The organism is Shimia sp. R10_1 (genome assembly GCF_017744095.1).
Lineage (GTDB): Bacteria > Pseudomonadota > Alphaproteobacteria > Rhodobacterales > Rhodobacteraceae > Shimia.
Genome location: NZ_JAGHQX010000002.1, coordinates 508,129 through 520,281 on the forward strand (window position 1 = coordinate 508,129; position 12,153 = coordinate 520,281).

The 12,153-nt window shown below is 48.1% G+C and carries 10 protein-coding genes and 3 pseudogenes; 9 read left to right on the forward strand and 4 right to left on the reverse strand.

Translation table 11 applies throughout. From position 1 onward, the window contains the following. The 4 genes from rfbD to J7413_RS06860 form a co-directional block, all read right to left on the reverse strand. Nucleotides 1-864, reverse strand: a complete 864-nt coding sequence (gene rfbD / locus J7413_RS06845) for a dTDP-4-dehydrorhamnose reductase (protein WP_209097308.1) — start codon at nt 862-864, stop codon at nt 1-3. Further along, nucleotides 861-1,943 carry a dTDP-glucose 4,6-dehydratase gene (rfbB, locus tag J7413_RS06850; protein WP_209097309.1) on the reverse strand — a complete coding sequence of 361 codons (1,083 nt, stop codon included), beginning with the start codon at nt 1,941-1,943 and terminating at the stop codon, nt 861-863. Before rfbB ends, rfbD begins: the two co-directional genes overlap by 4 nt. A gap of 3 nt (nt 1,944-1,946) precedes the next feature. Next, the gene (gene rfbC / locus J7413_RS06855; protein WP_209097310.1) at nt 1,947-2,501 is read right to left on the reverse strand and encodes a dTDP-4-dehydrorhamnose 3,5-epimerase; all 555 of its coding nucleotides are present in this window, start codon (nt 2,499-2,501) and stop codon (nt 1,947-1,949) included. A gap of 156 nt (nt 2,502-2,657) precedes the next feature. Then, nucleotides 2,658-3,824 carry a nucleotide sugar dehydrogenase gene (locus tag J7413_RS06860; protein ID WP_209097311.1) on the reverse strand — a complete coding sequence of 389 codons (1,167 nt, stop codon included), beginning with the start codon at nt 3,822-3,824 and terminating at the stop codon, nt 2,658-2,660. Nucleotides 3,825-4,103: 279 nt separating this feature from the next. On the opposite strand from J7413_RS06860, the gene J7413_RS06865 reads away from it, so the two are divergent. The 9 genes and pseudogenes from J7413_RS06865 to J7413_RS06905 all read left to right on the forward strand — a co-directional run bounded on the left by J7413_RS06865 (nt 4,104) and on the right by J7413_RS06905 (nt 11,927). After that, nucleotides 4,104-5,177 carry a GSCFA domain-containing protein gene (locus J7413_RS06865; protein ID WP_209097312.1) on the forward strand — a complete coding sequence of 358 codons (1,074 nt, stop codon included), beginning with the start codon at nt 4,104-4,106 and terminating at the stop codon, nt 5,175-5,177. Next, complete coding sequence (locus J7413_RS06870) at nt 5,174-5,968, forward strand: hypothetical protein (protein WP_209097313.1); 795 nt, start codon at nt 5,174-5,176, stop codon at nt 5,966-5,968. Before J7413_RS06865 ends, J7413_RS06870 begins: the two co-directional genes overlap by 4 nt. Nucleotides 5,969-6,217: 249 nt before the next feature. Next, nucleotides 6,218-6,416, forward strand: a pseudogene (locus J7413_RS20475) (IS3 family transposase); the annotation flags it as partial. Nucleotides 6,417-6,482: 66 nt separating this feature from the next. Next, nucleotides 6,483-6,614 (forward strand): annotated as a pseudogene (locus J7413_RS06875) (transposase); the annotation flags it as partial. After that, nucleotides 6,613-6,882, forward strand: a pseudogene (locus tag J7413_RS06880) (IS3 family transposase); the annotation flags it as partial. The pseudogenes J7413_RS06875 and J7413_RS06880, both read left to right, overlap by 2 nt. 1,198 nt (nt 6,883-8,080) lie before the next feature. Next, nucleotides 8,081-9,409 (forward strand): sugar transporter, encoded by a 1,329-nt coding sequence (locus J7413_RS06890; RefSeq protein ID WP_247743361.1) that lies wholly within the window; start codon nt 8,081-8,083, stop codon nt 9,407-9,409. A gap of 3 nt (nt 9,410-9,412) precedes the next feature. Then, entirely contained in the window at nt 9,413-10,081 is a 669-nt protein-coding gene (locus tag J7413_RS06895; protein WP_209097316.1) for an ABC transporter ATP-binding protein, read from the forward strand. After that, entirely contained in the window at nt 10,074-10,511 is a 438-nt protein-coding gene (locus J7413_RS06900) for an adenylyltransferase/cytidyltransferase family protein (protein WP_209097317.1), read from the forward strand. Before J7413_RS06895 ends, J7413_RS06900 begins: the two co-directional genes overlap by 8 nt. A 159-nt stretch (nt 10,512-10,670) precedes the next feature. Then, the gene (locus J7413_RS06905) at nt 10,671-11,927 is read left to right on the forward strand and encodes a LicD family protein (RefSeq protein ID WP_209097318.1); all 1,257 of its coding nucleotides are present in this window, start codon (nt 10,671-10,673) and stop codon (nt 11,925-11,927) included. Nucleotides 11,928-12,153: the final 226 nt, after the last annotated feature.

Consider the following 12,153-nt stretch of genomic DNA (forward strand, 5'->3'; position numbering starts at 1 on the left):
TTAGTAGTCCAGTTTTTTCAATACGTCATTAAGGTCAGACCGCCAGTCAGACCGTTCAATTCCGAATGTTGCCAGCGTCAGATTGTTATCCAACCGGGAGTTTTTTGGGCGCCTAGCCACAGATGAGTAATCCTCGCTAGTTATGTCTTCCACCGAGCAGGAGACTGATGCTTGGGCAAAAATCTCCCTGGCAAAATCAGCCCAGCTCACATCAGGTTTACTTGATAGGTGATAGGTGCCACTTTTCTCCGGCTTACAAAGTAACTCTTTTGCAATTTTTAGGCAGCTCTCGGCAATGTACGAAGCACTTGTTGGGCCGCCAACCTGATCCGCAACCACACTGAGTGTTTTTTGCTCCGAAGCAAGCCGAAGCATGGTTTTTACGAAATTGTCACCGTAAACTGAAAATGCCCAAGAAGTGCGCAAAATACAATGTGTACCCGCGACCGACCTTATTGCGATTTCGCCGTTAAGCTTCGATCGTCCATATGCGCTCAGTGGATTTGTTACTTGGTCTACTCGATTCGGCTTTTCACCGGCTCCGTCAAACACATAATCAGTCGAAATATGAATAAAAGGGATACCACGATCTGCACAAACTTCCGCTATCAGACCTGGCGCTAACCCGTTGACAACGTTTGCCAAATCTTCATTTTCTTCGGCGTTATCAACAGCAGTATATGCGGCCGCATTTATCACAACATCAGCGTCGGATCGAAGCACACACTGCTTACAAGTCTCTGGCTTGGTAAATTCTGCTTCAGAGCGTGCTAATGCTTCAACGGACACATCATCACGCTTATAGGCGGCCTCAATCAATGCTCGGGCAATTTGACCAGTTTTTCCAAAAACCAGAACCTTCATGATTTTTTGGAATCGCTTCGCGCACTCTGATCCGCATCTGCGCCAATGCGTTCGCCGACCCGATGCCGGTTGAGCAGAGGCCGCCACCAACTTTCGCTCTCAAGGTACCAGTGCACCGTTTTGCGCAGACCTTCCTCCACCGTGACCGACGGACGCCAGCCCAGCTCTTCGCGAATGCGGGTTGGGTCAATCGCATAGCGCGCATCATGGCCGGGGCGATCGGTCACAAAGGTGATCAGATCGGCATAGGGCCCACTCTCCCGCGGACGCAGCTGATCAAGGATCCCACAAAGCGTCTGCACCAGTTGCAGGTTGCTACGCTCGTTTTCGCCACCAATGTTGTAGGTCCGCCCAACAACGCCCCGTTCCACCACCGTGAGCAGCGCATCCGCGTGGTCTTCCACATAAAGCCAGTCCCGCACATTGGACCCGTCGCCGTAAATCGGCAGCGGCTTTCCTGCGAGAGCGTTCAGGATCACAACGGGGATGAGCTTCTCCGGGAAGTGATACGGCCCGTAGTTGTTGGAACAATTGGTCAGCAGAACCGGCAGCCCGTAGGTCTCCGCCCAGGCCCGCACCAGATGGTCTGAGGCCGCTTTTGAGGCGGAATAGGGACTACGCGGATCATAAGCGGTGTCTTCAGTGAACTGCACATTCGGGTCCGCAGGTAGACTGCCATAGACCTCATCCGTTGAGATGTGGTGGAACCGAAACGCTTCCGGTTTGCCCATCTCAATCCAATACTGGCGCGCCGCTTCGAGCATGTTGAATGTGCCGGTGATATTGGTCTCGATAAAATCTCCGGGGCCGTCGATTGAACGGTCGACATGGGACTCTGCGGCCAGGTGCATCACCACATCTGGCTGATGCGCCGCAAACACGCGATTGAGTGCCGCACGATCCCGAATATCCACATGCTCAAAACAATAACGAGGATTTTCAGCAACAGAAGCGACATTCTCAAGACAGGCCGCATAGGTGAGCGTATCGACGTTCACAACATCATGCCCAGCCCTGATCGCCTGACGCACCACAGCTGAGCCAATGAAGCCTGCGCCCCCTGTGACCAAAATCTTCATACTCTACCTTTCCCAAGTAAATGGACTCTCAAAGTTTTTTAGTGTGGGTGCCACTTGATCCTTCTGAGATACGACCACCTTGCGGTCAATGCCCCAATTCACTCGACAGCTATCCCAATGCACCGCCCCCTCGAACTTAGGAGCGTAGTAATTAGTACACTTGTAAATCACCTCCGTCATCGGCGCGCGGGTGATGAACCCGTGCAGGAACCCTTTGGGCACCAGCAGCTGTCTGCCGTTTTGCGCGCTCAGCTCCACGGCAACATGCTGCCCGTAAGTGGGCGAGCCTTTGCGGATATCGACCGCCACATCCAACAGCTCCCCCTGCCCACAGCGCACAAGCTTGTCCTGTGCATGGGGCGGCGCCTGAAAATGCAAACCGCGAACCGTGCCCACTTCGGCAGACATCGAATGGTTATCTTGCACAAATTCCAGATCAATACCATGTTCCAGCATGCGCTGCTTGTTCCAGCTTTCAGAGAAAAAGCCGCGCGCGTCGCCAAAACGCGCGGGCGTCAAGATCAACACCCCGTCCAGCGCTGTTGTCTCTATCTGCATGTGTTCTCCACAAAACTGCCCTGCACATCCCAACGCAATTAAAGCACCTTAGGCCGAGAAACCCGACAGGTTTTAGGCTCTGGTGTGAAAACCGTAGGACATGTTGCCTGTTCATGACAGGTCAGCGGACGCAGTTGCCCGCCGTGCAGGGGGCGCTCAATCCGCCCCAAAAAGATCGCGTGTGAAGACTTTGTCTTCCACATCAGCAAGATCGTCTGTCATGCGGTTGGCCACAATCACATCCGCTTCGGCCTTAAACGCCCCCAGATCCCGCACCACACGCGAACGGAAGAATTCATTTTCCTCCAGCACGGGTTCATAGACAATCACCTCAACACCCTTGGCCTTCAGCCGCTTCATAATCCCCTGCACAGAGCTTTGGCGGAAGTTATCAGAGCCAGCCTTCATCACCAGACGATAGATGCCCACAACCCTCGGCCCCTTCATCAGGATCTGATCAGAAAGGTAATCTTTGCGCGTGCGGTTGGCATCCACAATGGCGCGGATCAGGTTTTGGGGCACATGGTTGTAATTTGCCAAAAGCTGTTTGGTGTCTTTGGGCAGGCAATAGCCGCCATAGCCAAAGGAGGGATTGTTGTAGTGATCCCCAATGCGCGGATCGAGGCTGATACCCTCGATGATCTGGCGCGAGTCCATGCCACCGGCAATTGCATAGCTGTCCAGCTCATTAAAAAACGCAACCCGCATCGCAAGGTAGGTGTTGGCAAACAGCTTGATCGCCTCCGCCTCTTGCGGATCCGTGAAACGCACTTCCACATCTTTGCTGACAGCGCCTTCGAGAAGAAGATCGGCAAACACACGTGCGCGCTCAGACCTTTCACCCACAATGATACGGCTCGGATGCAGGTTGTCATGAAGCGCTTTGCCTTCGCGCAAAAACTCTGGTGAGAAAATAACCTGTTCGGTCTCAAACCGCGCGCGAATGTCAGTCACAAAGCCCACAGGGATGGTGGATTTGATCACAATCGTCGCAGCGCTGTTCACCGCGATCACCTGTTGAATGACGGCTTCAACGCTGGAGGTGTCAAAGTAGTTGGTCTTTGGGTCGTAGTTTGTGGGCGTGGCCACAATCACAAAAGCAGCGTCGCGGTAGGCGGCTTCGGCATCGGTGGTGGCGGTCAGAGTCAAATCTCGCGCGGTCAGAAACTCTTCCAGATCCGCATCCACGATGGGGCACTTGCGTGCGTTCACCATCTGCACACGCGCTTCAGAAACGTCGACGGCGACAACCTCATGGTTCTGGGAGAGCAACGCCGCATTTGACAAACCAACGTAGCCTAAGCCTGCAACGGCAACTTTCATTTTAGTTCCAGTAAGTTTAAGTTATGAAGTCTTTAAGAACGGGATATTAGAGCTACATCGCGCTGTCAAATTAGGCTTCGTCGCATATTAAGTTATGTGTCTCTAACGGCAGGTTACAAACAAGTAAAAACCAAAAGGCCGTAAAGTCGCGAGAACCCTAGCAAAATCACCACCTCTCATTTTAGACAGAATTCTCTGACAGCTAATTTACAAATGTCAATCTGCTTTGTAGGGATTAACTGAGCGATCTTTCGAGGACAGCCGTGCAAGGAGCCATCTATGAACTCGCCGTATAGCAATCTACCTAAGCACGCTTTTTGGAGTTCCGGCGTGGCGGAGCGTGCTCCTTTAGACCCTGGAACGCTTTATTCCCCAGACATAATGATCGACCGAAAGGCGCGAGTTGTGACAGCTGGCTCCTGTTTTGCGCAACATGTTGGCAGATCTCTTCGCGAAGCAGGGATGAATGTATTAGACGCTGAACCTATCGACAGTGCTGTCTCCGACACTACGGCTAATCAATACGGCTACAGGTTATATTCTGCCCGATACGGAAATATATATACTGTCAGGCAAATGCTTCAGCTATTGCGGGAAGCGTTTGGTTCATGGCAGCCGGAAAATATAGTTTGGGAAAAAGATGACCGTTTCTTTGATGCACTTAGACCAAGTGTCGAACCACTAGGGCTACCTACAAGAGAAGATGTTTTAGATCATAGAGCAGAACACCTAAAAGCTGTTCGAGAAGTATTTTCGAACTTCGATGTCTTTATTTTCACTTTGGGACTAACGGAAGCTTGGGTTTCCAAAGGAAATGGGACGACTTACCCCACCTGCCCTGGCACGATTGCAGGCACGTTTGATTCAAGTATATTTCAGTTTCACAATTTTAAGTACTTAGAAATAAAGAACGATTTTCTCAAGGTTCGGCGGCTAATCAAGACTCGCGTCCCTCATGCAAAGTTTGTCTTAACTGTCTCACCGGTGCCATTAACTGCAACCGCGTCAAGAAGACATGTCGAGGTAGCTACAATTTACTCCAAGTCAGTGCTTAGAGCGGTTGCAGGTGAGTTATCGGACCGTCTCAAAGACGTAGAGTACTTCCCCTCTTTCGAAATAATAACCTCTCAGAACGCCAGAGGAAGCTACTTTGAGGCCAATTTGCGCAACGTTTCACGTCTGGGTGTCGAAACGGCTATGTCTCAATTCATGACTGCACACAACATAAGCTATAGCCCACGCAGAAACCGTGCTCTTCAAGCAAAGAAGGAATTCAATAGAAACCTAAAATCAGGCGCACAAGACCTAAATGAAATTTGTGAAGACTTGCTACTGAAGGCTTTTATTAAATGAATTTAAAGATTGCCATAATTGGCACGTCTCATGTGGCGCCATTGTATACCGCATGGAATTCAGCCAGCCATCTACATAAAAATATAGATATGGTTTTTTTTGCTGCTCCAGGCAGCCTTTTTAGGCGATTTCAGATCGATGAAAAACGAAAATTTGGAATTTTAGATTCGAGTCTTTTCTCTCCTCAAGATATTCACACGATAAAAAATACATTTGGGGCTATCAAAATTGATCTCAAGCAATTCGACACAGTAGTTCACGTTGGGCAATTGTCGCGCGAAACTCAACTCGCCAAATTAGTTAATCAGTTTTCGATTGATGAATTTAGATCGAAGAAGGGCTGCCGGAGGATTTCATTTGAAGCCTTTTTAGCTCTTCGATATTCACTTGCAAGAAGCGCAATGCTCACGGAGTCGTGGAGAAACTGGACAACGTCTCAGCTCTATACCGTACCTGCTCCAAGATTTGCAGAAAGCTGCATTACCTCAAAGAGTAGCTATTACGCTCCATGGGTTAAGTTATCTGCCGAAAATCCGGCTAGCTTTATGAAAGATTTGCTTGATGACTACTATAACTTGATTGAAATCAACCATAAAGAAAATGGAATAAATTCGATACTTCCCCCAGATGAGGTATACGCTCAAAATGGCCTTGTGCGCGCCATCTTTCAAAATGGAGCTCGTCAACTCAGAGAAAACGCTGAGTATAGTTCAGAAGACCATCATCATATGAACATCCAATATGGAGAAATCATTCTTCACCGGATCTTAGATACTATTCAACGAAACTAATAAGGTCGTCTTCAGGAACCTATTAAGTAAAGTGGGTCCACCGTTTCGGACAGTGGCGCAGAGTTTCTAAAGTGTTTTACATTTGAGATTTAGAGTAATTTTTGTAGTTCTAAGCCGACCTAATATGCGTCGCCTGGCACTTGGACCTGTGATGGTTTGATGCCGCTACTTTGATAGCATTTATTGCAACAAAGGAGACAATCTATGGGACTGAACCCGAAGGACTAGGTCCGTGCTGATGCATTACGGATCGCACTGACCGGCAGATTAAGACGCAAGCAGATCGCATCTGATCGGGGGGGCTGGCCTGTCGCCTCTGAACAAGCGGATTCTCTAACACCGCGACACGGATGTTGTCTCTGACAAGTACTTGAATCTCGCCCGTGAGAATGAGCGGCTTAGGCGAAAGAACTGCATTATCAAGGAGGAAAGGGAGATTCACAAAAGGCAGGGGTGGTCGCGAAATTTGTTCGATTGTTTAAGGCGGATCGCATGACGAACGAGACGATCCAGAATGAGCAAGAGAAAGAATTATTCGCCTGAATTTAAGGCCAAAGTAGCGTTTGAGGCGATGCGTGAAGAGAGGACGCTGGCGGAACTGACCAAGAAGCACAGCGTGCATCCTGATCTGATCAGCGCCAGGAAGCCGCAGAGGCATTTGCTATAATAACTCCACCGTCGAGTCATTCTTCAAGACAATCAAAGCCGAGTTGATCTGGCGCGGGTCATGGCCAACACGCCGAGACGCTGAAAAAGCCCTCTTCCAGTACATCAACGGCTTCTACAATCCGCATCGACGGCATTCACTATTGGACTGGAAAAGTCCCGTCGTATTCCAACGGAAAGTGGCCTTAACTAGTATTGGGAGCGGAACAAAACGCGACAGCTCTAATTCGACAGTACCGAAGACTTAAACGAACATGACTCGCGATAGCTTTGGCGATACAATAACGAAAGACCAAACATGGGGATCCGGAGGGTGTCCCCGATACAGAAACTGAAAGCAGCGTAAATTGTACTGAAGCACCCACTCAAAATAGTGGATTTGCGCATCACGAAAACCGCACAGTTCAATGCCATGTTTGCGCAGCCCTATCCTCAGCGACGATTAACAACACCAGACCTTATTTAAAGTCCATATTGACTATATCTTTATGGTAACGGCCGAGAAAAACGATACCAAGAAATAGAAACAGCAGTGAAATTCCAAAAACGAATTCATACGACACCCAGGCTGGTTCGTAACTTGGATAAAAACCCGATCGCATTACGCCCACAATGTGAATGATTGGATTGTACCAAAGAGCGTTCTGTCCGAAAGGAGGTAGGTCTTCGTATGCGTAGAAAATAGAAGAAACAAAAAATAAGGGCGCTGTGATTATGCCCCAGACTGATTGCCATAGCGGAAAGGAAGGGAACAAATAGGCATTGAATGTACCTATACCCATTGCAAGAGCTCCAGCCATGGCCAAAGCTACAATTATCGATGGCAGATCTATGACGGCACGTGTTTCAAAATAGAGTATTATAATCGTCATAACGACACAAAACACTACAAGTTGAACAAGAAAATTAAGTAAAAACCTTGCGATAAGAGTGTCTAAATAAGTTACGCTCGGATAGAAGAGCAGCGGTCGAGAAAACGTGATTGCTTTCGTGACTTTTGTTTGGACTCTCTGATACGTTAGAAAGCTGAGCATTCCAGTCGCGTAGAACAAAACGAAACTTATCCCAAGGGACGGAGCTCGCAAGCGTAGACCTAAACTAAAGACGATTGTTATCATTGCGACCGCACCTATTGGTTCCAGTATCGCCCAAACATACCCTCCGGGTGTACGGCCGTAACTTGTAGTCATTTCTCGAAGCATTAACGCGCAAACAGTGCGAGAAGTCTTGAATTTGCGGGGCTTTAGAGGACGCGCAGCTGGCGAAGGGAGGGACATGGTGAGGTCGAGCCGAATAGTAAATTTAGGCCTTCAGTTATGAAGGCGTACCCACTAGAAAGCAACCTAAGGTTCTTTGCCTACCGATTGAAAACCGGTCTAAAATTGACTAAATAGGTGTGCTTCTGATGGCTTACCTGACCGCAATACGCAACGAGAAGAGACCAATATGGCGCTAATGGATGATGGCCCGGATAGATCGGATGACAAAAAATCCGGATCAAGCGAGCAAGCTAGCGCCGCGAACAAGGTGGCCAAACCCAATGCGCCCAGGACTAAGTCAAATTCGGGCGCAAAAAGTTCGAAACCGGGTCAGCCTAAGCGCTCCAATAGTCGCCAGAAATCAATGCTTGCTGAAGAAAAGCCCGTTCTTCCTCCAGCTCCACCAGCCAAGATAAAGAAGCGTCACAAAGCGTTGATAGTAAGCTTCATGGTTATGGTCGTTCTTCCGATAGCAATGCTTGTGTGGTACATGACGACCCGGGTTGTCGAGCAATTCCATTCAGAGCTAAGTTTTTCAGTTAGAAAAGAGCATTCAGAGGTCCCAACCGATTTCGTCGGGAGTTTAGCTCAGCTTTCCGGTGCAAGTTCAAGCGATGTTGACGTTTTGTATCAGTTTATCAAGAGCCAAGCTTTGGTGCTAGAAATTGATAAACAATTTGATCTTCGAAGCATATACACTGAGCATCGTGAACAAGACCCATTATTCGCGTTGAAGGAAAATGCTACTATTGAAGACTTAGTAGATTTTTGGCCCAGAATGGTCCGCATTCACTACGACAGAACAACCGGAATTATCGAACTACGGGTGTTAGCTTTTTCCGCGGAAACAGCACGAGAAATTGCGCAAGCGATACTCGACTATTCTACCAACCGAATTAACAAACTTAGCGCCGTCGCACGAGCAGACACTATGCGTTATGCAAATGAAGAATTGGATCTTGCTGTTCAGCGATTGACGCGTGCTCGCCAGGCACTAACTCAATTTAGACTACGTACTCAAATTGTTGATCCTTTTGTAGACCTACAAGGGCAAATGGGCGTTATGAACACGCTTCAGGCCGAACTAGCGACAGCATTGATCGATCTTGGTTTACTCAGATCAACCGCAAATATTGGAGATCCACGCGTTGAACAGGGGAGGCTAAGGGTCGAAGTTATAAAAGATCAAATTGCAGAAGAACGAGCTAAATTTGGAGTTGGCGGACAGGGGCCTGGGGGGGAAGACTATGCATCTCTCGTAGCGGAGTTCGAACGCCTTACAGTTGATCATGAATTTGCAGCTGAAGCATACACCTTGGCACTTTCTGCTCGGGATATCGCACAAGCAGAAGCCCAAAGACAAAGTAGATATCTCGCAGCGCACATTGAGCCAACTTTGGCCGAGAGTTCTCACTACCCAAGAATCGTGATGATTATAAGCATATCAGTTGCATTTTTGATTTTGATTTGGGCAACATCCATTTTGATTTACTACAGTATAAGAGATCGCCGTTAAGCTATGGTTCGACTAGAAAATCTGAGTAAAACCTACTGGCTGAATGGATCTCCTAAGACTGTAGCAAATAACATTAACTTCACCTTTCCAAGCGGAGTTTCTATTGCATTGCTGGGTCGAAATGGCGCTGGCAAGTCAACCATGATGTCGATGATCGCAGGCACACTAACACCAGACTCGGGGCGAGTTGTTTCGGATGGAACTATCTCTTGGCCGGTCGGTTTCAAAGGAAGCTTCCATCGTGATCTGACAGGAATGCAAAACACGCGTTTCATAGCACGTATTTATGGCGTAGATACAGACGCGTTGAGCGATTTTGTAGAGGATTTTTCAGAGCTGGGCGCGCACTACAACATGCCCTTGAGAACCTATTCATCCGGTATGAGGTCAAGACTTTCCTTTGCTGTGTCCATGGGGATCCACTTTGATACCTATCTGGTTGACGAAGTCACGTCGGTGGGTGATGCGGCGTTCAAAGTTAAGAGCAGGAATGTTTTCTTGAATCGAATTGGATCGTCTGGCGCCATTGTGGTGTCTCATTCCATGAACACAATAAGGCGGTTATGTTCCGCAGGAGTGGTTCTGGAGAATGGCCAACTGTCGTATTTTGACGATATAAATGCTGCAATTAGCCAGCATGAAAAGAATGTAGGAGCAGTAGCAGATGACTGAAGTAGAAAAAATTGTAGGCTACACAACGGGGGTCTACGACCTTTTCCATGTTGGCCATCTCAATCTTCTACGTCGCGCTAAGGCACAATGTGATCATCTCATTGTTGGCGTTACAAGCGATACCTTGGCTGAGTATCGAAAAGGACGCGCGCCGTTTGTGCCAGAGAATGAGCGATGTGAGATCGTGAGAGCGCTTTCTTGCGTCGACGTTGTAGTTATGCAGGATGACATGGATAAATTCGGAGCTTGGCAAAAGTACAAATTCCACAAGATGTTCGTGGGCGACGATTGGAAGGGTCACCCAAACTGGATCTCTCTCGAAGAGAAGTTTCGGAAGGTTAACGTCGAAATTGTATATTTCCCATACACCGCACACATATCTTCTACGCGTCTCCGAGAGATGCTAGATAACCACAAAGAAACAGCCTGAGATTTTGTCAATTGATCTGTTGATAGATCAGCAAGCGGACTAGATATCTGTTGCTTGAATAGGGAACATATGTCGAAAGACTTTACATAGATCTAAATCGTGTAGACCAGATCTTTTTGAGATGATCCAAGCTCTGAAAACACAAGAAGTCAGCTCAAGATGCACCGCAAACTCATTTTTTTATATAAGAAAAAGTTTCCAAAATCATTTGAAAAAAGGGTTCCACTGCGAGTAAAGCAAATGGTCCTTTATGCCCTTTTCTTGATTACTAAACACCCCGACTTTGGATTTCACCACATAAAGATACTGCGTGCAATTGGGAAGCTAGAAAGCGCTGTAGGTATATACACGGATGGTGACGCAAACACCGAAGCGCTAGCGGATCCTTTGTTTGATGCTGAGTTGGTGCAGATCGGCCAAAGTAGGCTGTTGGCGGAGTTCGGCTATCGCGGTCTTTGGCTGGGTGGCCCACTCCCAGCGAGTAAGTGGATCGAAATCAAACTTGGTGAAGTTGTTTTGAGAAGGGAGGCGCTTCAAGGTAAGTCTGAGTTTCGTTACCAGATCACGCGCAGACCATTGGCTATGTTTGGAAACTCAGAACAATTGAGCGTTGTCGACAACGAAGGCAACATACTTGGCGTTTGGATTGTGAAGATACCAGGTGGTGATGGCACGCTAAAAGACTTTATAGTTAACAAAGGGGGTTTGGACAAAAAGGGGGGCCTAAAATCTCGCAAAAAAGAACTGGAACAGCGGCAACGTGAATACTTGGCGCTATATGAGCGTGTGAATTCCGCATTTCAGAAGCAGTGTGGACGTCCGATCTTTATCTTGTACGGAACGCTTCTAGGTCAACATCGAAGCGGCGATTTCATACCAGGAGACGATGATTTCGATATCGGATATGTTTCAGAAGAAACTAGTTTCACTGGTGTTCGGGCGGAAGCCATTCGCATTATTCAGATTTTGATTTCTTCGGGTTTCACAGTTTCCCTAAACTATGAGGGGAAACCATTTCGTATTCGAGATGACCTTGCCGGCCCTGGGGTGTGGCTAGACAACCGACCTGTTTTTGATTTGGGAGATGGTTTTTCCTGGTTGCATAAGCATGCCAGATTGAAGATTCCACTTGCGGATTTCAGATACCCAGAAGAAGGACTTATGTCTGGACATCAAATTTTGAAACCAAGAAATTCCGCAAATTTTCTATCAGAGTACTACGGCCCTAATTGGAAAACACCTGACCCAGATTACTCTAACGCATCGAAGTTCGTCGCGCCTTACGTCCTAAGGGGCCTTTCTAAAGTCAACCTTACTCTGCATGAGCAAAGAGAACTCAAAGACAAGGCAGCTCGAATGGGTATCGCCCATCGATTTAAACCGTTGACGTTGAACACACTCTATCCAGTGGACTGAGGTGCGTGACCCAGCCCCCTGAAATCAGGCTATTGAGGTGTTAGTAGTCCGTCCGACACAAGGATGGACTATAAAACGCAGATTTTCTGTCGAACAGGTTGACCTGCTCCCCCTAGAGTCCGCGTTTATAGGTTAGCTCTGTTCAGGGTTTGGTCCTCTCTTGACCGTTGGTGATACTCCCACGGGGTGAGCCCGTCGAGGCTCGAATGCGGGCGGTGGTGATTGT